This is a genomic window from Lysinibacillus capsici (assembly GCF_003367505.1).
Lineage (GTDB): Bacteria > Bacillota > Bacilli > Bacillales_A > Planococcaceae > Lysinibacillus > Lysinibacillus capsici.
Genome location: NZ_PXXX01000007.1, coordinates 103,745 through 125,675, shown reverse-complemented (window position 1 = coordinate 125,675; position 21,931 = coordinate 103,745). Strand labels below are relative to the sequence as shown.

Annotated in this window: 23 protein-coding genes; all 23 read left to right on the top strand. The window is 37.5% G+C overall.

Features of this window, described 5'->3' with window-relative positions:
• Positions 1–64: 64 nt before the first annotated feature.
• The 23 genes from topA to fliY all read left to right on the top strand — a co-directional run bounded on the left by topA (position 65) and on the right by fliY (position 21,919).
• Positions 65–2,143 carry a type I DNA topoisomerase gene (gene topA, locus C7B89_RS03925; protein ID WP_016994084.1) on the top strand — a complete coding sequence of 693 codons (2,079 nt, stop codon included), beginning with the start codon at positions 65–67 and terminating at the stop codon, positions 2,141–2,143.
• Between the two features lie 19 nt (positions 2,144–2,162).
• Positions 2,163–3,476 (top strand): FADH(2)-oxidizing methylenetetrahydrofolate--tRNA-(uracil(54)-C(5))-methyltransferase TrmFO, encoded by a 1,314-nt coding sequence (trmFO, locus tag C7B89_RS03920; RefSeq protein ID WP_016994086.1) that lies wholly within the window; start codon positions 2,163–2,165, stop codon positions 3,474–3,476.
• Positions 3,477–3,763: 287 nt separating this feature from the next.
• The gene (xerC, locus tag C7B89_RS03915) at positions 3,764–4,663 is read left to right on the top strand and encodes a tyrosine recombinase XerC (protein ID WP_004229272.1); all 900 of its coding nucleotides are present in this window, start codon (positions 3,764–3,766) and stop codon (positions 4,661–4,663) included.
• A 21-nt stretch (positions 4,664–4,684) separates the two neighbouring features.
• Complete coding sequence (gene hslV, locus C7B89_RS03910; protein ID WP_004229270.1) at positions 4,685–5,230, top strand: ATP-dependent protease subunit HslV; 546 nt, start codon at positions 4,685–4,687, stop codon at positions 5,228–5,230.
• A complete protein-coding gene (gene hslU / locus C7B89_RS03905; RefSeq protein ID WP_115673192.1) occupies positions 5,230–6,630 on the top strand; it encodes an ATP-dependent protease ATPase subunit HslU in 1,401 nt (466 codons plus the stop codon). The genes hslV and hslU overlap by 1 nt, the downstream gene beginning before the upstream one ends.
• A gap of 87 nt (positions 6,631–6,717) precedes the next feature.
• On the top strand, positions 6,718–7,497 hold the full coding sequence (gene codY, locus C7B89_RS03900; protein WP_004229266.1) for a GTP-sensing pleiotropic transcriptional regulator CodY: 780 nt from the start codon (positions 6,718–6,720) through the stop codon (positions 7,495–7,497).
• A 908-nt stretch (positions 7,498–8,405) separates the two neighbouring features.
• Positions 8,406–8,798 carry a flagellar basal body rod protein FlgB gene (gene flgB, locus C7B89_RS03895; RefSeq protein ID WP_048391621.1) on the top strand — a complete coding sequence of 131 codons (393 nt, stop codon included), beginning with the start codon at positions 8,406–8,408 and terminating at the stop codon, positions 8,796–8,798.
• Between the two features lie 3 nt (positions 8,799–8,801).
• Positions 8,802–9,263 carry a flagellar basal body rod protein FlgC gene (gene flgC / locus C7B89_RS03890; protein ID WP_054550512.1) on the top strand — a complete coding sequence of 154 codons (462 nt, stop codon included), beginning with the start codon at positions 8,802–8,804 and terminating at the stop codon, positions 9,261–9,263.
• A 26-nt stretch (positions 9,264–9,289) separates the two neighbouring features.
• Positions 9,290–9,595 carry a flagellar hook-basal body complex protein FliE gene (gene fliE, locus C7B89_RS03885; RefSeq protein WP_004269303.1) on the top strand — a complete coding sequence of 102 codons (306 nt, stop codon included), beginning with the start codon at positions 9,290–9,292 and terminating at the stop codon, positions 9,593–9,595.
• Between the two features lie 120 nt (positions 9,596–9,715).
• Positions 9,716–11,311 (top strand): flagellar basal-body MS-ring/collar protein FliF, encoded by a 1,596-nt coding sequence (gene fliF, locus C7B89_RS03880; protein WP_115673191.1) that lies wholly within the window; start codon positions 9,716–9,718, stop codon positions 11,309–11,311.
• Positions 11,312–11,326: 15 nt separating this feature from the next.
• Positions 11,327–12,340, top strand: a complete 1,014-nt coding sequence (gene fliG, locus C7B89_RS03875) for a flagellar motor switch protein FliG (protein ID WP_008180783.1) — start codon at positions 11,327–11,329, stop codon at positions 12,338–12,340.
• Positions 12,333–13,121 carry a flagellar assembly protein FliH gene (gene fliH, locus C7B89_RS03870; protein WP_054550514.1) on the top strand — a complete coding sequence of 263 codons (789 nt, stop codon included), beginning with the start codon at positions 12,333–12,335 and terminating at the stop codon, positions 13,119–13,121. The genes fliG and fliH overlap by 8 nt, the downstream gene beginning before the upstream one ends.
• Before the next feature lie 5 nt (positions 13,122–13,126).
• On the top strand, positions 13,127–14,452 hold the full coding sequence (gene fliI, locus C7B89_RS03865) for a flagellar protein export ATPase FliI (RefSeq protein WP_054550948.1): 1,326 nt from the start codon (positions 13,127–13,129) through the stop codon (positions 14,450–14,452).
• On the top strand, positions 14,453–14,902 hold the full coding sequence (gene fliJ / locus C7B89_RS03860; protein WP_048391613.1) for a flagellar export protein FliJ: 450 nt from the start codon (positions 14,453–14,455) through the stop codon (positions 14,900–14,902).
• A 4-nt stretch (positions 14,903–14,906) separates the two neighbouring features.
• Positions 14,907–15,515: a MotE family protein gene (locus C7B89_RS03855; protein ID WP_009371153.1), complete on the top strand. Its 609-nt coding sequence runs from the start codon at positions 14,907–14,909 to the stop codon at positions 15,513–15,515.
• 25 nt (positions 15,516–15,540) lie between these two features.
• Entirely contained in the window at positions 15,541–16,809 is a 1,269-nt protein-coding gene (locus C7B89_RS03850) for a flagellar hook-length control protein FliK (protein WP_054550515.1), read from the top strand.
• A gap of 2 nt (positions 16,810–16,811) precedes the next feature.
• Positions 16,812–17,504, top strand: coding sequence for a flagellar hook assembly protein FlgD (flgD, locus tag C7B89_RS03845; protein ID WP_054550516.1), 693 nt, complete (start codon positions 16,812–16,814; stop codon positions 17,502–17,504).
• Between the two features lie 15 nt (positions 17,505–17,519).
• Positions 17,520–17,888 carry a TIGR02530 family flagellar biosynthesis protein gene (locus C7B89_RS03840; RefSeq protein ID WP_054550517.1) on the top strand — a complete coding sequence of 123 codons (369 nt, stop codon included), beginning with the start codon at positions 17,520–17,522 and terminating at the stop codon, positions 17,886–17,888.
• A gap of 86 nt (positions 17,889–17,974) precedes the next feature.
• The gene (gene flgG / locus C7B89_RS03835) at positions 17,975–18,943 is read left to right on the top strand and encodes a flagellar basal body rod protein FlgG (RefSeq protein ID WP_054550518.1); all 969 of its coding nucleotides are present in this window, start codon (positions 17,975–17,977) and stop codon (positions 18,941–18,943) included.
• Between the two features lie 93 nt (positions 18,944–19,036).
• Positions 19,037–19,258, top strand: a complete 222-nt coding sequence (locus C7B89_RS03830; RefSeq protein WP_048391601.1) for a flagellar FlbD family protein — start codon at positions 19,037–19,039, stop codon at positions 19,256–19,258.
• Positions 19,248–19,676, top strand: coding sequence for a flagellar basal body-associated protein FliL (fliL, locus tag C7B89_RS03825; protein ID WP_004269291.1), 429 nt, complete (start codon positions 19,248–19,250; stop codon positions 19,674–19,676). Before C7B89_RS03830 ends, fliL begins: the two co-directional genes overlap by 11 nt.
• A gap of 31 nt (positions 19,677–19,707) precedes the next feature.
• Entirely contained in the window at positions 19,708–20,703 is a 996-nt protein-coding gene (gene fliM, locus C7B89_RS03820; RefSeq protein WP_004269290.1) for a flagellar motor switch protein FliM, read from the top strand.
• A complete protein-coding gene (gene fliY / locus C7B89_RS03815) occupies positions 20,696–21,919 on the top strand; it encodes a flagellar motor switch phosphatase FliY (protein WP_048391599.1) in 1,224 nt (407 codons plus the stop codon). The genes fliM and fliY overlap by 8 nt, the downstream gene beginning before the upstream one ends.
• The last annotated feature ends 12 nt before the right edge of the window (positions 21,920–21,931 follow it).

The window sequence follows — 21,931 nt, the reverse complement described above, 5'->3', positions numbered from 1 at the left end:
TTATACATTTTGCAACAGGTAACTTAAAAAATTAGTAATAGACCTCGCTAAGGGGGAGACATAGATGGCGGATTATTTAGTGATTGTAGAATCACCAGCAAAAGCAAAAACAATTGAACGGTATTTAGGAAAGAAATATAAAGTGAAAGCGTCGGTTGGACACGTACGGGATCTTCCACGTAGTCAGATGGGCGTTAGCGCGGAAAATAATTTCGAGCCTAAATATATTACGATACGTGGTAAAGGACCTGTGTTACAGGAATTAAAGTCTGCTGCTAAAAAAGTAAAGAAAGTTTATCTAGCGGCCGATCCAGACCGCGAGGGAGAAGCAATTGCTTGGCACCTTGCGACTGCATTAAATATTGATATTCACTCAGATTGTCGTGTTGTATTTAATGAAATTACTAAAGATGCAATTATAGAGTCTTTTAAAAACCCACGTCCAATTAACATGGATTTAGTAGATGCGCAGCAAACAAGACGTATATTGGATCGACTTGTTGGCTATAACATTAGCCCAATTCTATGGAAAAAGGTAAAAAAAGGTTTATCAGCGGGTCGGGTACAATCTGTAGCACTACGCATGATCATTGATCGTGAAAATGAAATTAAAAACTTCCAACCTGAAGAATATTGGACAATTGAAGGAACGTTTGAAAAGGGAAAAAAATCATTTGATGCCCTTTACTATGGAAATGGTAAAGACAAAATAAAATTAACAAATGAAGCACAAGTAAAGGCAATCTTAAAAGATGTTAAAGGAACAAACTTTGATGTTGTCAATGTAACGAAAAAGGAACGTAAGCGTAATGCTGCACCAGCCTTTACAACATCATCTTTACAGCAAGAAGCTGCACGAAAATTAAATTTCCGTGCTAAGAAGACCATGATGCTAGCTCAGCAATTATACGAAGGTATAGATATTGGAAAAAAAGAGGGGACAGTCGGGTTAATTACTTATATGCGTACCGATTCCACACGTATTTCTGATACGGCAAAAGCAGAAGCGGTTACGTACATTGAGGGTAAATATGGAAAAGAATACATTGCAACAGAAATAAAACAAACAAAGAAAGCTTCAAATGCACAGGATGCGCACGAAGCAATACGTCCAACAAGTACAATGCGGACACCAGATGAATTAAAGGCGGTACTTAGCCGTGATCAGTTACGCTTATATCGCTTAATTTGGGAGCGCTTTATTGCGAGTCAAATGGCACCGGCAGTACTTGATACTGTAGCTGTAGATCTTCAAAATGGTGATGTTTTATTCCGTGCAAATGGCTCACAAGTTAAATTCGCAGGCTTTATGAAACTATATATTGAAGGTACTGATGATCAAACTGAAGAGACGACAAAACTTTTACCTGAGATGGAAATTGGTGATCAAGTAAAATCGCTTGAAATCGAGCCTAAACAACATTTTACACAGCCACCACCACGTTATTCTGAGGCGCGACTTGTTAAAACAATGGAAGAACTAGGAATTGGGCGCCCGTCCACATATGCACCGACCCTCGATACAATTCAGCGCCGTGGCTATGTTGTATTAGATGCTAAACGCTTTATGCCAACAGAGCTAGGAGAGATCGTACACCAACTCGTACTAGAATTTTTCCCAGATATCATAAACATCGAATTCACAGCACAAATGGAACAAGATTTAGATGATATTGAAGAAGGCAATCGACAATGGAAAAAAGTTGTGGAGGAATTTTACAAAGACTTTGAAGTCCATGTAAAACATGCGGATGAAGCTATGGAAAAGGTTGTCATTAAAGATGAGCCTGCAGGAGAAGACTGTGAGCTTTGTGGATCTCCAATGGTCTTTAAGCTTGGACGATATGGCAAATTTATGGCTTGTTCTAATTTCCCAGATTGTAGAAATACAAAAGCGATTATGAAGCCTATTGGTGTGAAATGTCCTTCCTGTGAAACGGGCGAGATTGTGGAGCGAAAAAGTAAAACAAAGCGTCTATTCTATGGTTGCAATCAGTATCCTGAATGTGAATTTGTCTCATGGGACAAGCCGATTAATAGACCATGTCCAAAATGTAGTGCATTATTAGTAGAGAAAAAGATAAAAAAAGGTGTGCAAATTCAATGTACGAAGTGTGACTATGAAGAAGCACCAACTCAATGATAGGAAGATGGTAAGAAACATGACTGAACAAGTAGTAAATGTAATTGGAGCAGGGCTGGCAGGTAGTGAGGCAGCTTGGCAAATTGCTAAACGGGGTATAAAAGTTAAACTTTATGAAATGCGTCCAGTAAAGCAGACACCAGCGCACCATACTGATAAATTTGCTGAGCTTGTTTGTTCTAACTCATTGCGGGCAAACGGGTTAACAAATGCTGTAGGCGTTATAAAAGAAGAAATGCGTATGTTAGATTCTGTTATCTTAAAGGCAGCAGACCAATGTTCAGTACCTGCTGGAGGTGCCTTAGCAGTAGATCGTCACGAATTTGCAGGGTATGTAACTGAAACTGTGAAAAACCATCCACTAGTGGAGGTTATTCATGAAGAAGTCACAGAAATTCCAGAAGGTATTACAGTTATTGCAACAGGACCATTAACTTCAAAAGCTTTAGCTGAAAAAATTCAAGGTTTAACGGGTTTAGATTATTTATACTTTTACGATGCAGCAGCACCTATTATCGAAAAAGATAGTATTGATATGAATAAAGTTTATTTAAAATCTCGTTATGATAAAGGGGAAGCGGCTTATTTAAACTGTCCTATGACAAAGGAAGAATTCGATCGTTTCCGCCAAGCATTAATCGAAGCTGAAGTTGTACCATTGAAGGAATTTGAAAAAGAAATTTACTTTGAAGGTTGTATGCCAATTGAAGTCATGGCAGCTCGTGGAGAGAAAACTATGTTATTTGGTCCGATGAAGCCAGTAGGTCTTGAGGATCCAAAAACAGGAAAACGTCCATATGCAGTTGTTCAACTTCGTCAAGACGATGCAGCAGGCACGCTTTACAACATTGTAGGCTTCCAAACGCATTTAAAATGGGGGCCACAAAAGGAAGTGCTACAGCTCATTCCTGGGTTAGAGAATGTAGAAATTGTTCGCTATGGCGTCATGCACAGAAACACCTTCATTAATTCACCGAAAGTTTTAGAAAAAACATATCAACTTCGTGAGCAAAAGAATATTTTCTTTGCAGGTCAGATGACTGGTGTAGAAGGCTATGTTGAATCAGCAGGTAGTGGATTAATTGCAGGAATAAATGCAGCTCGTTTAGCCTTAGGACAAGAGCCGATTATTTTCCCATTCGAAACGGCATTAGGAAGCATGGCGCGTTATATAACAGAAGCACAGTCGAAAAACTTCCAGCCTATGAATGTAAACTTCGGCATCTTCCCTGACTTACCACCTGGTCGTCGTTCTAAGCCAGAGCGTGCGGAAATGCATGCAACACGCGCAATAAGCACAATTCGAAATTTTGTGAATTCACAAACAATTTAATTGCCAAAAGCCTCTAAAAGTTGTTATACTCTTAGAGGCTTTTTCTTTTTGTAGACAAAATGCTTAATTAGACGTATTTTATTATTTTGTATGGAGTTTTTCTCAAAATATAACTATTTACACTTGCTATATTATGAAGATAGGTTTAGTGTCAATATGTATGTTTATTAATGATCAGGAAAACGATACAAACTTGTAAGAGATGACAAAGGATTGTATATCCGTTATATTACAAGTGTCAGTCATTTAAGAAAATTATTAATAAATTATTGGTGGTGAATCTTTCTGTGTTAGTTTCGTCCCAAGATGCACTCGAACAGTTCATGCTTTACATCCAAGTTGAAAAGAACTTCTCTGTTCATACAGTGCGAGAATATGAATCAGACCTGCTAGATTTTTTAACCTTTTTACAAACGGAGGGAATCGATGATTTAGCAAGTGTTGAATATATACATGCACGTCTTTATGTAACAAAGTTGTACGATGAGAAAAGGGCAAGGGCTTCTATTTCAAGGAAAATTTCCTCAATACGCTCCTTTTTTCGCTTTCTAAATAGACAGTACGGATTAGATGACGGAGCCTTTCGTTCGCTTTATCATCCGAAAAAAGAATCACGTTTACCTAATTTTTTCTACGAAGAGGAATTGAAACAGTTATTTGATGCGAATACTGGTGATGATTTGAAATCATTAAGAAATATAGCTATATTAGAGCTGTTATATGCAACAGGTATTCGTGTGAGTGAACTGACTTCAATTCAAGTAGAGGATGTAGATTTTCATTATTCGATTATACGAGTAATGGGCAAAGGTCGAAAAGAACGAATCATTCCATTTGGTCAATTTGCGAGTTTAGCAATGCAGGACTACATAGAGCAAGCTCGTCCACGATTGATGAAAAAAACGAATCATCTGCAGTTGTTTGTCAATATGCGTGGTGGGGAACTTACTCCTAGAGGGGTACGTCATATTTTAAACGAAATGATTGATAAGGCCTCACTCCATACGAAAATTTACCCACACATGCTTCGCCATACTTTTGCTACTCATTTATTGAATAATGGCGCAGATTTACGGACGGTGCAGGAGTTATTAGGTCACTCACATTTATCTTCTACACAAGTTTACACACATGTAACAAAAGAGCATCTTCGTCAAACATATATGAATGCTCATCCAAGGGCATAATAGAGCTAAGGAGGAAGGCAGATGGGACAAATTCATGCAACAACGATATTTGCGGTTCATCATAACGGAGGCTGTGCTATGGCTGGTGATGGTCAAGTAACATTGGGAAATGCAGTTGTGATGAAGGGTACAGCAAGGAAGGTCAGACGTCTGTTTAATGGGCAGGTCCTCGCTGGTTTTGCAGGTTCAGTTGCTGATGCCTTTACACTTTTTGAAATGTTTGAAGGCAAATTAAATGAGTATAACGGTAATTTGCAACGGGCAGCCGTTGAGGTAGCGAAGCAATGGCGTGGTGATAAAATGCTGCGCCAGCTAGAAGCAATGCTACTAGTAATGGATAAAACGACTTTATTACTCGTTTCGGGTACAGGAGAAGTGATTGAACCTGATGATGGCATTTTGGCCATTGGCTCTGGAGGCAATTATGCATTGTCTGCGGGTAGAGCATTAAAAAAATATGCAGGTGAAACAATGACTGCTCGTGAAATAGCTGAAGCGGCATTAGAAACAGCTGCTGAAATCTGTGTATTTACAAATCATAATATTATCGTGGAGGCGCTGAACTAATGACACAAAAAAATTTAACGCCAAGACAAATTACTGAGCATTTAGATCGTTACATTGTTGGGCAGAATGAAGCTAAGCGAGCAGTAGCTATTGCGTTACGAAACCGCTATCGTCGTTCGTTGTTAAATGAAGATATGAAGGCTGAAGTTATTCCAAAAAATATTTTGATGATTGGGCCAACTGGTGTCGGCAAAACAGAAATAGCAAGAAGGATTGCAAAGCTTACCAATGCACCTTTTGTAAAAGTTGAAGCGACAAAGTTTACCGAAGTAGGCTATGTGGGTAGAGATGTTGAATCAATGGTCCGTGACTTGGTAGAAGCTTCTCACCGTCTAGTTAAAGAAGAAATGATGGAGTCTGTCAAGGAACAAGCAGAAGAATTAGCAAATGAAGCAATCGTGAAACTTTTGGTGCCTTCTTTACGTAAAAAACAGGCGATGCAAAATCCGTTTGAAATGCTATTTGGTGGGAAAGAACAACCAACAAATGATGATTCATCAGCAGATGATGGAGAAGTTCGCTCGAAACGTGCTCAAATTGCCATTGATTTACGCAATGGTAAGTTAGAAAATGAGTGGGTTACTGTAGAGGTAACAGAACAAAATCCATCCATTTTTGATGCGTTACAAGGAACTGGGATGGATATGTCTGCGAATAGTGGTATGCAGGATATGCTCTCTAGTTTAATGCCTAAAAAACAGAAAAAACGCCGTGTGCAAGTAAAAGATGCGCGTCGTATTTTAACAATAGAAGAAGCAAATAAGCTGATAGATGCTGATGAAGTAGCACAGGAAGCCATTAATAGAGCTGAGCAAACGGGTATCATTTTTATTGACGAAATCGATAAAATTGCTAGTAAAGAAGGAAATACTTCGGCGAATGTCTCCCGTGAAGGAGTTCAACGTGACATTTTACCAATTGTAGAAGGTTCTACGGTTACTACAAAGTATGGTGCAGTGAAAACGGATTATATGCTGTTTGTTGCTGCTGGGGCATTTCATATGTCAAAACCATCAGACCTAATTCCCGAGTTACAAGGCCGTTTCCCAATTCGAGTAGAGCTAGAAAAATTAACAAAACAGGATTTTGTCCGTATTTTACAAGAACCAGATCAATCATTAATTTTGCAATATAAAGCACTTTTAGAGACAGAAGGCGTAGAAATTCATTTCACGTCAGATGCTATTGAACGAATTGCTGAGATAGCAACTGAAGTGAATCAGGAAACAGACAATATCGGAGCTCGTCGTTTACACACGATATTAGAACGTTTACTGGAAGAACTATCGTTTGAGGCATCTGAAATTGCGCCTGCTAGTATCCCAATTAATGCAGCGTATGTGGATCAAAAACTTGCGGGAATAGTAAAAAACAAAGATTTGTCACAGTTTATACTGTAAGATAAAGCTGATTAGTATCATTCAATAATAAAAACCTTTAGAATATTTAGTAAATACTCTTCGGATTATTTATAGGAGGAACATATAATGAATTTATTAGAAAAAACACGTAAAATTAACTCGATGCTTCAAGCTTCTGCTGGTAAGCCAGTAAACTTTAAGGAAATGGCCGATACATTAGGCGATATTATCGATAGTAATGTCTATATTTTAAGTCGTAAAGGTAAATTATTAGGTATTTCAATTCACCAACAAATTGAAAATGAACGTATGAAAAAAATGTTCGAAGAGAGACAGTTCCCAGAAGAATATACACATAGCTTATTTACGATCTCTGAAACATCATCAAATTTAGATATTAATAATGAACATACTGCTTTCCCGGTAGAAAATAAAGATTTATTCCAAAATGCTTTAACAACAATTGTACCAATCGTTGGTGGTGGTGAGCGTTTAGGAACATTAATCCTTGCTCGTTTATCTTCACAATTTGAAGATGATGATCTAATTTTAGCTGAGTATGGTGCAACAGTGGTTGGTATGGAAATTTTACGTGAAAAGTCGGAAGAAATTGAAGAAGAAGCTCGTAGCAAAGCTGTCGTGCAAATGGCTATTAATTCACTTTCGTACAGTGAGTTAGAGGCAATTGAACACATTTTCGAAGAACTTGATGGTAATGAAGGCTTACTAGTTGCTTCTAAAATTGCTGATCGAGTGGGTATTACACGTTCGGTGATCGTAAATGCATTACGTAAACTTGAATCAGCAGGTGTCATTGAATCTCGTTCTTTAGGTATGAAAGGTACTTATATTAAAGTACTAAACGATAAATTCTTAAATGCTTTAGCAGAAATTAAAATGAAATAAATACTTCTTTTAAGAAGCTAATGAAAGCGTCTATGGTAAACATAGACGCTTTTTATGTTGTTGAAAAAGACCTTTTAGAAAGGTGAGGGGTGCTTTAGGTTTCGTCATCGTCCAATTCAGAGGAGCGTACAATGAATCCGTTAGTCGAACATGAGGAAAAGTGACTTTTCAGACTAGTGATTGTAATTTTTGCTTTTAATGTAGAACGGTGGAGTAGAAGGCTGATTCCCATGTGAGAAAGGGGAGACCTTAAACAGAGCTATAGTTTTATACTTTAAACTGAGTGAGAGAGAAGTATAGTGGCAAGCAGGTAGTGTGGAATGAAAGTCGTTTTCATCTTTCATAAAATATATTGTTTTTCAAAACAATGATGGTGTCTATGGTAATATAGACGCTTTTTTGTGTATTTTCGAAATTTTAGGGCATTTGTTTTTTAGAGAATTAATATAAAAACATGGATTTCGTTGCTTTTATCCTAAAAATGTTCGATAATTTGTCACTACAATTAGCATATAAAAAATGCTGTTATGTTACTTTTGAAGAATGGGGAATAAACTTATAGTCACTGTATAAAAAATACTCCCATAGTGATTAAACTAGTAAAAAGGGACCTTTATTTAAAAGGATTAAAAAAGGCGATAAACCTCATAAAAAGGCATTTTTCACAATAAAATCGTAAACACTGTCGAAATGGTGTAAAATAACTAGATGATTATTAATCTTTACTGAAGCCTAGAGACACAAAGGATGGGGAAGTTTTGTCATGGTTGAGAGGGAGAAAAAATAGGGCGTATAGACTATTAAAAAGTGACAAAAGACAATAGACACTAGGTATCATCTTAATTACAATTGTATTATTGGATAAATTAACAAGTACATAGATTTTAAATAAAATGAGGTGAACAGTTTTGAATTTATTTGGAGGAACTATTAGTAGCCTGGAAAATGGACTTTCCTATGCCACTTTAAATCATAAAACAATCGCAAATAATATCGCGAATGTCGATACACCTAATTATAAGGCGAAAAATGTTAGTTTTAAGGATATGTTGGAAGAGCAGAAGAGTATAGCTATTTCTGCATACCGTACTGATAATAGACATTATGATTTCACGTTTCGACAATCTACACCAGGTGTCAATATTGTTGAGAACTTGCGATATAGAAACAATGGGAATGCTGTAGATATGGATGCTGAGCAAGCGAAATTAGCAGAGAATCAAATTTATTATAATGCTCTAATCGATCGTGTTAATGGGAAATTAAACACATTGAATACCGTTATTAAAGGAGGTAAGTAATAGATGTCTATTTTTCATGGGATGAATACCACTGCCTCCGCATTAACAGCGCAGCGTTTACGTATGGACGTTATTTCTTCTAATATGGCTAACATGGATACAACTCGCGCTCGTCAAGTGAATGGGGAATGGGAACCATATCGACGTAAGTCCGTGACGCTGTCAGCACAAGAAGGACAATTTTCTAATTTTTTGAATATAGCACTAGGTAAAAATGCAAAAAGTGGTGTTGGTAATGGTGTGAAAATTACTCGAATCTCAGAAGATCAAGAAACACCTTTCAAACTTGTATATGACCCAACTCATCCAGATGCAAATGCAGATGGTTATGTAAACATGCCTAACGTCGATCCATTAAAAGAAATGGTTGATTTAATGTCGGCTACTCGTTCTTATGAGGCGAATATAACTGTATTTAATGCGAATAAATCCATGCTTACAAAGGCTTTAGAGATTGGTAAATAAATTTAAGTAGAAAGGAAGATACATACATGGCCATTTCGTCCATTTCGCTAATGACACCTACTCAGGTTGTAAATAACACGAATAAACTGAATGCTACACCTTATGAAGCGCAACAAAGCTTCGCGAACTCGTTAAAAGAAGCAATTGCAAAAGTAAATGATCAACAAATAACTTCTGATAAATTTACTCAGAAGCTAATTAAAGGTGAAGATGTGGAGTTGCATGAAGTGATGATTGCTTCGCAAAAGGCAAGCATTACCCTAAACGCAACAATTGAAGTTCGCAATAAGGTGATTGAAGCTTACCAAGAAATAATGCGCATGAGTGTTTAATTTTATTGTAAGGATAAGAAACCTCTTTTCAATATAAATTAACAACCACAAATCAGAGTGGCTCATTATGTTCGCAAATTATTGATGGCTAGGTTATTCACTATAACCGGAGGATTCATAATGAATGAACGATTGACAAAAATAAAAAACGACACCAGTCAATTTTGGACAAGTCGAAGTAAAAAGCAAAAAATAGTTATGATTGGCTCCGTGGTAGGTGTAATCGCACTAGCAGCAATCGTGACATTTTTTGCTTCCAAAACTACATATGTTCCACTTTATAAAGATCTATCAACACGGGAAATTGGACAGGTAAAGGAAGCGCTAGATTCCCAAGGTGTGACCTATCAAATTGCTCCAGGTGGAACATCTATTTTAGTGCCAGAAGAGCAAGTTGACTCCTTATTAGTGCAATTAGCTTCAGAGGGATATCCACAAACAGGATCAATCGATTACTCATTTGCTAATAGTTCAGGATTTGGTATGACTGATAATGAATTTAACCTATTAAAAAAAGCAGCTACTGAAACTGAAATTGCTAAACTTTTTAAAAATCTGGAAGGTGTAAAAGATGCAAAAGTTATGATTACTGTTCCTGAGGAAGGTGTATTCGTAACGGATGTTCAAGGAGAGGCAACAGCATCTATCGTTTTAAATACTGATCCTGGCTATAAATTTACGGAACAGCAAATAACTACAATGTACAATTTAGTGTCAAAAAGTATTCCGAATTTAAAGACTGAAAATATCGTGATCTCTAACCAATTTTCAGAGTACTTTGATCTGAATGCAGCAACAGCTGATGGTACTTCGACAACAACAGCTGAAGGCCAATTACAAATGAAGAAATTGGTAGAACGAGATCTACAACGTCAAGTACAAAATATGCTTGGAACGTTGATGGGACAAGATAAAGTAATGGTTTCTGTCACAACGGATATTGATTTCAAGAAAGAAAATCGTGAAGAAAATCTTGTGACACCTGTTGATGAAGAAAATATGGAAGGGATTGCTATAAGTGCTCAGCGAATTACAGAGCAATATTCTGGTACAGGAGCAGCTGCCGCTGCTGGAACACCTGAAGCTGAAACAACTACTGATAACTTCACAACTTATAATGAAGGTACAGCAGGAAATGGTGATTACGAACGTACGGAAGAAACGATTAATAATGATGTGAACCGTATACGTAAGGATATTCAAGAAGCTCCTTATAAAATTCAGGATATTGGTATTCAAGTAATTGTTGAACCACCGACAGCAACTGACGCAGCGTCATTACCAGACGGTGTTCGAGAAGATATTGAGAAAATTTTAAGTACAATTGTACGTACAACAATTTCCAAAGACGTAGCAGCAGAACTTACTCAAGAGCAGATCGATGAAAAAGTGGCGGTATCTGTACAACCATTATATGGTAAGGCAACAGAGATAGCTGATGAAAAACCAATCATTCCATGGTGGGTTTGGGTTATCGGAGGTATCTTGTTAGCTGTTATCTTATTACTAGCATTCTTCATTATCCGTTCACGTAAACGTGCGAAGGAAGAAGAAGAGTTAAGTATCCTAGAAGAACAAGAAGAATTAATGGTTGATGATATTAATGAAGAAATTGAAACGGAAGCTACAATGCGTCGTAAGCAGCTAGAAAAAATGGCCAAAGAAAAGCCAGACGATTTTGCAAAGTTACTGCGTAGTTGGATTGCTGAAGACTAACTAGGAGGTTCGGCTGTGTCCAAGAAAGATAAAGAATTAACCGGAAAACAAAAGGCCGCTCTCTTGTTAATTTCATTAGGGCCTGAAGTTTCAGCTTCTGTCTATAAGCACTTAACAGAGGAAGAAATTGAACGTTTAACATTAGAAATTTCAAGTGTTAAAAAAGTAGAATCAAATGTAAAAGAAGAGATTATTGAAGAATTTCACAATATTGCACTCGCGCAGGACTATATCACACAAGGTGGTATTGGCTATGCAAAAACAGTATTAGAAAAAGCACTTGGCGTAGAACAAGCACAAACAATCATCAATCGACTAACATCTTCATTACAAGTACGCCCGTTTGATTTTGCTAGAAGAGCTGATCCAGCGCAAATTTTTAACTTTATCCAAAATGAACATCCTCAAACAATTGCCCTAATCCTCTCTTATTTAGAGGCAGGGCAAGCGGGGGTTATTTTATCTTCTTTACCACAGGAAGTACAAGCTGACATTGCTAAACGTATAGCGGTCATGGAATCAACTTCACCAGAAGTGATTAGCGAAATTGAATCTGTGTTAGAACGTAAATTATCATCAACCGTTACGCAGGATTATACAGAAACTGGTGGTATTGATGCAGTCGTTGAAGTTTTAAATGGAGTAGATCGACAAACAGAAAAAACAATACTCGATGCACTGGAAATACAAGACCCAGAACTTGCAGAGGAAATCAAAAAACGTATGTTTGTGTTCGAGGATATTGTTACACTCGACAATCGTTCCATTCAGCGTGTTATTCGTGATTGTGAAAACGAAGACTTACTGCTTTCAATGAAGGTATCAAGTGAAGAGGTAAAAGATATTATATTCCGCAATATGTCACAACGTATGGCTGAAACATTTAAAGAAGAAATGGAAATTATGGGACCTGTACGTTTACGTGACGTAGAGGAGGCACAATCTCGAATTGTTGCTGTTATTCGTCGTCTAGAGGATGCTGGAGAGATTATTATTGCTCGTGGTGGAGGAGATGACGTCATTGTCTAGAATCATCCGTTCTATTTACACTAAGTCTGATAGCGATAATGTCAAAGAAATACAAATCCGTGATATGTTTGAAGCGATGGAAGAATACCAAGAAGAAGGACCTCCTCAGCATCAATTAACGTTAGATGAAGTCGTGGCAGAGCGAGATCGTTTACTTACTGAAGCAAGAACTGCTTTGCAAGCTGAACGAGAGATGTTTGAACAGGAAAAGCATAGGCACTTTCAAGAAATTGAACATTTAAAGCTAAATTGGGAGGAAGAGAGACCCAATCGTGTTCAAGAAGCTTATGATGAGGGATTTGGACAAGGCTATGAAGATGGCGTGAATAAGGCCACTGAAGCAATGGCTCAGTCACTTCAAACAGCGAACGAAATAATGATGTTAGCGAAAGAAAATGCTCAAAAATATATTGAAGATCAAGAAGCGGTAATTTTAGAGTTAGGTTTAACTGCTGCAGAAAGAATTATTGGTACTTCGTTAGAACAGGATAACGAACTATTTGTATCGATTGTGCGTAGAGGGCTAAAAGAAGCAAGAGAAATGAAGGAAATTAAAATTTATGTTTCGCCAGCTTATTATGCTTTAATTACGACCAACCGAGATGAATTAGCAGAAATGTTCCCAATAGACGTACCATTAATGATTTTTGTTAATGAAGATTTGGATAATGAGACAGATTGCTATATTGAAACAAATCATGGAAGAATTATGGTTAGCATCGATGAGCAATTAAATGCTCTCAGATTAAAGTTACATGAAATATTAGAGAGTAAGGAATGATCTTGATGAAAGCGGCTCAATTAATTGAACAAATTCCGCATATCCCAACTTTTAAAAAGTTCGGTAGGGTTACTAGAGTTGTTGGCTTAATGATTGAGTCGCAAGGTCCAGATAGTTCTATAGGTGATGTCTGTAAAATTCATGTGGAAACTGTAAATCATGGTCACCAGATTATTTTAGCAGAGGTCGTTGGTTTTAAAGATGAAATAGTCGTCTTGATGCCTTTTACCTCCTTACGTGAAATATCTATTGGCTGCCTTGTTGAAGGAACGGGAGCTCCACTGGAAGTAAAAGTGGGTCCTGAGTTAATCGGCAAAGTATTGGATTCTATGGGGAATCCAATTGATGGCACTCTATTACCTAAAGGTCTCATGACAGTCCCTACAGAACAAGATCCACCAAACCCACTAACTCGTCCACCAATTAATGAAAGGCTTGAAGTGGGAGTCAAGGCTATTGACGGTATGCTAACAGTTGGAAATGGACAACGTGTTGGTATTTTCGCTGGTTCTGGGGTAGGTAAAAGTACTTTACTTGGTATGATCGCAAGAAATACACAAGCAGATTTGAATGTTATTGCGCTAATAGGTGAGCGTGGTCGTGAGGTTCGGGAATTCATCGAACGTGATTTGGGTGCTGAGGGCTTAAGTCGATCGATTGTTGTTGCAGCCACATCTGATCAACCAGCATTAATGCGGATTAAAGGGGCATTTACAGCTACAGCAATCGCCGAATATTTTAGAAATCGAGGCTTAAATGTCATGCTGATGATGGATTCCGTGACACGTGTGGCTATGGCACAACGTGAAATTGGACTTGCCACAGGAGAACCACCAGCACAAAAAGGTTATACGCCTTCTGTTTTTGCGATATTGCCTAAATTACTAGAACGTACAGGCACCAATGAAAAGGGTTCTATAACAGCATTCTATACTGTTTTAGTAGATGGTGACGATATGAATGAACCCATTGCGGATACTGTGCGAGGGATATTAGATGGTCATATTGTATTGGATCGAAATCTTGCCAACAAGGGGCAATATCCAGCCATAAACGTCTTGAAAAGTGTGAGTCGTTTGATGAATCATGTTGCAGAGCCAACTCATAAGAAAGCTGCTGAACGATTAAGAGAACTCTATTATACTTACGACAAATCAGAGGATTTGATCAATATTGGTGCTTATAAAAGAGGAACCTCTAAAGAAATTGATGAAGCAATTCATTATGAACCGCTCATTACTGCTTATCTTAAACAGGGTTACTTAGATAAAGTGACACTAGAACAAAGTGTCAATGAGTTAATAACATTATCGAACGGTGGTGCGAAATAGATGGTCAGTTATGTGTATCGTTTTGAAAAAGTGTTAACTATTCGCGAACAAGAAAAAAACGAAACCGAAATGGCTTATAAGGAATCTGTCCGTTCTTTTGAAGAAATAGCAACGAAATTATATGACTTGCTAAAAAAGAAAGAAGATTTAATTGCATTTCAGCAGGAGCGTTTAATGGTTGGTTCATCCATAGATGAAATCCATCATTATAGTCGTTTCATTGATAGTCTCGAAAAAACAATTGCAGATGTACAACAGAAAGTGATACAAGCTCGTGCAAAGATGAATTGGCACGAAGAAAAACTATTAGAAAAAAACTTGGAAGTACGTAAATTTGAAAAAATGAGAGAAAAGGATTTTAAGCATTTCCAACAAGAGCAAGATCGTATAGAAAGCCTTTTTTTAGATGAAATTTCATTACAAACGTATAACAAGAAAGAAATCAGGTGATTTCATGGCAAAGAAAGACAATCGATTAGCAACAGAGTTAGTAGAAGAGCAACCAAAGAAAAAATCTGGGGGCTTTCTTAAGTTTTTTACTTGGATTGTACTGCCGATTATGTTTGTAGTAGCGGTTTTGCTTGTTGTGGCAACTTTAATGAATACAAATGTCTTTGATTTAGGAAAAAAGGCAATTGGTAGTTTACCTTTTATTCCCTCAGAAGAACAACAAGCAAAGGATGCTGTCGTTAATAACGACTCTAAAATAGTGAGTTTACAGGCAGAGGTACAAGAAAAAGAAGCAGAGATTACCCAGCTTCAAAAAAAATTAGATTCAACAATAACTGAAAAAGAGAAGCTGCTGACAGAAAAGGAACAGCTTCAATTTGAAATTGAAAAACTAAATCGTGAACAAGATGATGTGAAGCGTGACTTTAACGATATTTTATCAACATTTGATAAGATGTCGCCGAAAGCTGCGGCACCTGTGTTAATCAATATGAGTGATACAGAAGCACTGCGGATTTTAACGAATTTAAAGCCAGATAAATTAGCAGCTATTTTAGAAAAAATGGATGCAAAAGATGCAGCAAAATATACGGAGCTTATGGCTAAACAGTAGGATAATTGAAAGGAGGTGAAAAATAGTGGATGTAGCAATGATGCAAATGATTAATAAAACAGTACCTACTAAAACTGCAGCAACAAAGTCAACAACAGTTGGTAACGCTGAAGGAAAAATAGGCAGCACTCCGAAGAAAGAAAATTTATCAAATTTTGGTTCTGTTTTTGGGCAAGTATTAACTTCTTCAAATGAAACAACTCAAACATCAAAAACGACTTCATCAAATGAACTTGCGGATTTACAAGCATTATTAAATGCTGACTCAATGGAGGAAGTACTAGATTTACTGGGGATTTCTCACGATGATGGCTTATTAATGCTTCAATTTGGAGAAGACGGTAAGGCAGTGGCACTGGATGAAATGCTTCATTTAGAAAATATATTAAATGCATTAGGGATTGATGAAGAGCAGCTTCAAAAAATCGTCCAACAGCTACTAGGAGAAGAAAAGGAAGCAAGTGATGTTTGGGAGCTCTTAACATTAGTAGATGCCCAAGCGCCGGTATTACAGGCGAATATAAGCACTGCTTTACAAGGCGAAGGTCAAGTGACACCAAAAGAGGCATCACAACTTCTTCAAGTGTTGAAATTAGTGCAATTAGTAGGGCAAAAGACAGACTTAACAGCATCCCAAGAAGACCTGCTAACGACTGTGAAGAGCCTATTAACGTCATTACAAACGCAGGTAGGAACTTTGCAGGTAACAACAAAAACAACTGTTACATTGCCATTACTAGGCTTCCAGCAAGTTGTTCAGCAAGTCCAAGTAACGAAACAAAGTGATACAAATACAAATGACATGCTTACGCCACAAACTGTACAAACGAAACCAGACACATTTCATGTAACGTTACCAACGGCTAAGCCTGCTCAATCAGAAGCTTTACTAAAAGAAATGCAAGCCATTATCAATCGAGCTCAGATTTCGAACGCTCAAGGTATTACACGTTTAACCATAAAATTGTATCCAGAAAATCTAGGGACGGTTCGTATTGAACTTGTACAAAATGATGGTGTCCTTACAGCCCGTTTGCTGGCTTCTACAGCTCATGGACGTGAATTGCTTGATAGTCAAGCACACCAGCTAAAACAGGCATTTGCTCAGCAAAATATACAAGTAGATCGCCTTGATATTGCACAATCATTACAAGATGCCGATCGTCAACAACGTGATCAAAGCTTCTTCAATAATTTCTTTAAACAACAACAGGACGAAGAACAGGATCAAAAAAGTGATGATGAAGATGAAGGAATGTCCTTTAGTGACTATTTAATAAGTGAGGAGGTGTAACAATGGCAGATACTACAACAAAAGTGACAAATACATCCATAACAGATGATCTTTATTACTCAAATTATAGAAAGCCAACGAAGCAAACAGGAAATAGTGAGCTCGGTAAAGACGCCTTTTTACAATTGTTGATTACACAATTACAGCATCAGGATCCTACAAATCCAATGGACGACAGGGAGTTTATTTCTCAAATGGCGCAGTTTTCTTCTTTGGAACAAATGCAAAATATGACAAAGGCAATGGAATCATTATTGTCATCACAGCAACAATCACAAATGATGAACTATGCAACCTTTATTGGCAAGGAAGTCAAATGGCATGAAATAACAGAAGAAAAAGATGAAAAAGGAAATCCTGTGGTCAATGAAGGAACAGGTGTAATTGAATCACTTAAATTTGTAGATGGTAGTGTTGTTTTCAAATTAGCAGATGGAAAAGAAATTTCACCTGGTAATATATCTGGAATTTTAAGTGGAGCTAGCAATCCTAGTTCAAATGGCAATAATAATGTACAAGAATCTCCGTTAGTGAAGGCTAGCCAATTAATTGGAAAGAATGTAACGTATAAAGACGGTGACCAAGAGCTAACAGGACGAATTGTCTCTGTTTCTAATAAAGATGGGGTCATTAATTACGTACTAGACAATGATAAAAAGCTAACAGATAAAGATTTTACAGTTATTAGTGAATAAAGGTGGAGAATAGTGATGGATAAGTTTTCAATTCATCGTGTACCCTTGCATCCATCTATTCGCACAGTACAGCCTAAGCCAATCAATACACAACAATCGTTTAAAGCTCATTTACAGGAAGCGTCTAGACAAGAGCTAAAAGTGAGCAAACATGCACATGAACGTATCATGGAGAGAAAAATTGATATCTCTGAACTAGAATGGCAGGTTGTATCGGATAAGGTATTTGAAGCACACTCAAAAGGTGTCAAACAACCATTAGTCTTGATGGATCAAGCAGCTTTAATTATCAGTGCTAAAAACGCTACGGTAATTACAGCAATGGATCGCACGGAAGCAAAGCAACAGTTATTTACTAATATTGATGGCACAATTGTGCTTTGAAGGCTGGACCTTCTTACGTAAGGAAGCCTTGGTGAGCTGACTGATAGAGGCTCACCCTATATAAAACGAAGGGAGAACGAAAACATATGTTACGTTCTATGTACTCAGGTATTTCAGGTCTTAAAAACTTCCAAACTAAGTTGGATGTAATTGGTAATAATATAGCGAACGTTAATACAATTGGCTTTAAAAAAGGGCGTGTAAATTTTAAAGATTTAATGTCTCAAACGCAGGCAGGTGCATCCGCAGCAACAGCTACGCGAGGAGGAGTGAATCCACAACAAGTTGGTTTAGGTGCCCAATTAGCAGCAATTGATACAATACATGGTGGTGGCTCATTACAAGGGACTGGTCGAGGACTTGATTTAGGGATTGAAGGAGATGGTTTCTTCATGGTTGCCGATGCAAATGGAGCTCCAGACCCTGATAGTGGCTTTATTGATGAAGAGGGCTTCAACAATACCCTATTTACTCGTAATGGTGTGTTTTATATGGATAGCAATGGCTATTTAGTTAATGCTGATGGTAAATATCTAGTAGGTGTATCTGCTGGAGATGAAATTGTAATGGAAGCTGATGATGATGGTATTAATCCAGATGAGGCACCAGTTGCCTCAGGTGATGAAGGTGCAAACTTATTCGATGATGATGGGGTATTAACACCTGATGATGGAACTGTTGGTCCAATTCGTATTCCAACAACTGCTAAAGAGATTAGTATAGGAGCAAATGGTACGATTGAATATGTAGACTTAAATGGTAATCGTCAATGGGCAGGACAGCTGATTATGGCTAAATTCCCGAATGCTGGGGGTTTAGCTAAGGTAGGAGGCAACTATTACCAACAAACAGCTAACTCAGGAGCTGCTTATGCACAAGTAGCCACTGTTGCAGGTATGGGTAAAGTAGTACCTGGGACAGTAGAGATGTCAAATGTTGATTTATCAGAAGAGTTTACAGAGATGATCGTTGCACAGCGTGGTTTCCAAGCGAACACACGTATTATTACAACTTCAGATGAAGTGTTACAAGAACTAGTAAACTTAAAACGATAATAAAATAGTCCTTTCAAAACGGACGTTTTAACAAACATATTTTCATATGAGGGAGGGTCGGGCCGGCTCTCATGCTAGACCCGGCCCTAATTCATGATTGAACTAACACGTCTAAATGGCAAAGCATTTACATTAAATGCTTTATACATAGAAACAGTCGAATCATTTCCAGATACGACTATTACATTAACAACTGGAACAAAATTAATTGTTTTAGAGAGTGAAGATGAGGTGCGACAAAAGGTTACTGCCTTTTATAACAATATACAAATACTATCCAACCCGCATCTACGAGGTGAAGAAGATGAAGAATAATAAAATGCTAACAATGATTATTATTTTACTAGTAGCAGTCATTCTGATTGGGGTTATTTTGTTTGTATTGCTTACGCAATTTAATAAGCCCACAGGAGCTGTTGAGCCGTCCATTGATGAGATTGTAGAGGCAACAGTGGAGATACCAGAGATCACGACAAATCTTGCAGATAAAAGAGTTGTTCGCTTGTCATTGAAAATTCAAACGACAAGCAAAGATGCTGCTGCAGAATTAACAAAGCGCGTTTTCCAAGTGCAAAACATCGCCATTCAAGAGCTTTCTGAAATGGAGCAAAAGGACTTAGAAGGTAAGCAAGGGAAACAAATTTTCCAAAAATCATTAAAAACAAGATTAAATGAGTTGATGCAAGAGGGAGAAGTCCAGGAAGTATATTTTACCTCCTTCATTACTCAATAAAACAGAAACTGCTTGAATTGGAGGTGGGCAAATGGCAGGAGATGTGTTATCTCAATCCGAGATAGATGCGCTGCTTTCCGCTATATCGACAGGGGAAATGTCAGCGGATGACATAAAAAAAGAGGACGAGGGACGTAAGGTTAAAGTTTATGATTTTAAACGAGCACTTCGATTCTCAAAAGATCAAATCCGAAGTTTGACCCGAATACATGAAAATTTCGCACGACTATTGACAACCTTTTTCTCTGCACAGCTTAGAAGCTATGTACAAATTACGGTTGCATCAGTAGACCAAATACCATTTGAAGAGTTTGTTCGTTCCATTCCAAATATGACACTCATTAATGTATTTGAAGTGCCACCATTAGATGGTAATATATTAATGGAAATTAATCCGAATATTGCCTATTCGATGTTAGATCGCCTAATGGGCGGTAGTGGGGCAAGTCATAGTAATGTAGATAACCTAACGGAAATAGAAACAAAAATTATGACAAACCTTTTTGAACGCTCATTCGACAATTTACGCGAAGCATGGGAAAATGTTGCGGAAATTGATCCTATATTAGTGGAACTTGAAGTAAATCCACAATTTTTACAAATGATTTCACCTAATGAAACGGTTGTCGTAATTTCATTAAATACGATAATTGGTGAGACAAGCGGTATGATTAATATTTGTATTCCGCATGTTGTATTGGAGCCAATTGTTCCAAATCTTTCGGTTCGCTATTGGATGCAAACCAATACGAAAGAGATGTCACCAGAGCAAACAAAAATGCTTGAAACACGTGTGAAACAAGCCCAATTACCACTCTCAGTTGAATTAGGATTAACGGACATCACTATTGAAGATTTCCTAACAATGCAAGTTGGGGATGTCATACAGTTAGATCAAAAAATTGAAGCGCCATTACTACTAAAAGTAGGTACATTGCCGAAGTTCACTGTTCAACCAGGTAAAAAGGGCAAAAAATTAGCAATCCAGATTATCGACCCTTTGAAAGGAGGAGACGAAGATGAGTGATGAAATGCTCTCCCAAGAAGAAATTGAAGCGCTATTAAGGGGCGAGACGTTGGGAGATAAAAACAACGACACTGATGCTTCAACAAATGAAGAAATAAATGAGATACGAGTGGAGGATTACCTTGATTCGTTTGCACAAGATGCATTAGGAGAGGTAGGCAATATATCCTTTGGTAGCTCTGCCACAGCTCTTTCAGCGTTATTGGGTCAAAAAGTAGATATTACAACTCCTAGTATTTCGATGATTAATCGTAATAAATTAGAAGAGGAATTTCCTCATCCATATGTAGCTGTACAAGTTGAATATACAATTGGTTTAACAGGTATGAATTTACTTGTTATTAAACAATCTGATGCAGCAATTATCGCAGATTTAATGTTAGGTGGCGATGGATTAAATCCGAAGCCAGACTTAGGTGAAATTCAGCTAAGTGCTGTTCAAGAGGCTATGAATCAAATGATGGGCTCAGCTGCTACATCTATGTCGACGGTCTTCAACAAAAAAGTAGATATTTCTCCACCGACAATTGATTTAATGAACATCTCGCAAGATGAAGGTCGAGAAAATATTCCAGAAGACGATTTGCTGGTGAAAGTGTCATTTAGATTAAGAATTGGTAATTTAATTGATTCGAATTTAATGCAATTATTACCGCTTAAATTTAGTCAAAATATTGTAAAATCTTTATTAGGTGAAACAGGAGTGTTTGAGGAACCTGTGGCAGCAACTATTGCACCTGAGGCTCCACCAGTTACACCACCGCCTGTTCAACAGCAAATACCTGTAGCACCACCATCTGAACAACCAGTTTATCAACAGCAGTCAGCACCGATGCAGCAACCGATTTATCAGGAGCCACAGCAATTTGCACAACCAGCAAGACCAGCACAACCTGTAAATGTGCAACAAGCGCAGTTTGCTAGCTTCGATACAAATGTAATCTCTCAATCTGAAGCTAGAAATTTAAATATGCTACTTGATATTCCATTGCAAGTTACTGTAGAGTTAGGACGTACGAAACGTTCTGTTAAAGAGATTTTAGAACTATCAAGTGGGTCAATTATTGAACTGGATAAATTAGCGGGAGAACCGGTTGATATTTTAGTCAATAGTCGTTTAATTGCTAAAGGGGAAGTCGTTGTTATTGACGAAAACTTTGGTGTCCGTATTACAGATGTTTTAAGTCAAGCAGAGCGTTTAAATAATTTAAGATAGTTTCAATTGGAG

Bases quoted from the DNA above. Each gene is read 5' to 3' on its own strand.
- fliI (WP_054550948.1), top strand. From the start codon at position 13,127: ATGAAAGCGGCTCAATTAATTGAACAAATTCCGCATATCCCAACTTTT.
- fliF (WP_115673191.1), top strand. From the start codon at position 9,716: ATGAATGAACGATTGACAAAAATAAAAAACGACACCAGTCAATTTTGG.
- fliJ (WP_048391613.1), top strand. From the start codon at position 14,453: ATGGTCAGTTATGTGTATCGTTTTGAAAAAGTGTTAACTATTCGCGAA.
- flgC (WP_054550512.1), top strand. From the start codon at position 8,802: ATGTCTATTTTTCATGGGATGAATACCACTGCCTCCGCATTAACAGCG.
- topA (WP_016994084.1), top strand. From the start codon at position 65: ATGGCGGATTATTTAGTGATTGTAGAATCACCAGCAAAAGCAAAAACA.
- flgG (WP_054550518.1), top strand. From the start codon at position 17,975: ATGTTACGTTCTATGTACTCAGGTATTTCAGGTCTTAAAAACTTCCAA.
- C7B89_RS03855 (WP_009371153.1), top strand. From the start codon at position 14,907: ATGGCAAAGAAAGACAATCGATTAGCAACAGAGTTAGTAGAAGAGCAA.
- codY (WP_004229266.1), top strand. From the start codon at position 6,718: ATGAATTTATTAGAAAAAACACGTAAAATTAACTCGATGCTTCAAGCT.
- C7B89_RS03830 (WP_048391601.1), top strand. From the start codon at position 19,037: ATGATTGAACTAACACGTCTAAATGGCAAAGCATTTACATTAAATGCT.
- flgD (WP_054550516.1), top strand. From the start codon at position 16,812: ATGGCAGATACTACAACAAAAGTGACAAATACATCCATAACAGATGAT.
- trmFO (WP_016994086.1), top strand. From the start codon at position 2,163: ATGACTGAACAAGTAGTAAATGTAATTGGAGCAGGGCTGGCAGGTAGT.
- fliM (WP_004269290.1), top strand. From the start codon at position 19,708: ATGGCAGGAGATGTGTTATCTCAATCCGAGATAGATGCGCTGCTTTCC.
- fliY (WP_048391599.1), top strand. From the start codon at position 20,696: ATGAGTGATGAAATGCTCTCCCAAGAAGAAATTGAAGCGCTATTAAGG.
- hslV (WP_004229270.1), top strand. From the start codon at position 4,685: ATGGGACAAATTCATGCAACAACGATATTTGCGGTTCATCATAACGGA.
- C7B89_RS03840 (WP_054550517.1), top strand. From the start codon at position 17,520: ATGGATAAGTTTTCAATTCATCGTGTACCCTTGCATCCATCTATTCGC.
- hslU (WP_115673192.1), top strand. From the start codon at position 5,230: ATGACACAAAAAAATTTAACGCCAAGACAAATTACTGAGCATTTAGAT.
- fliE (WP_004269303.1), top strand. From the start codon at position 9,290: ATGGCCATTTCGTCCATTTCGCTAATGACACCTACTCAGGTTGTAAAT.
- fliL (WP_004269291.1), top strand. From the start codon at position 19,248: ATGAAGAATAATAAAATGCTAACAATGATTATTATTTTACTAGTAGCA.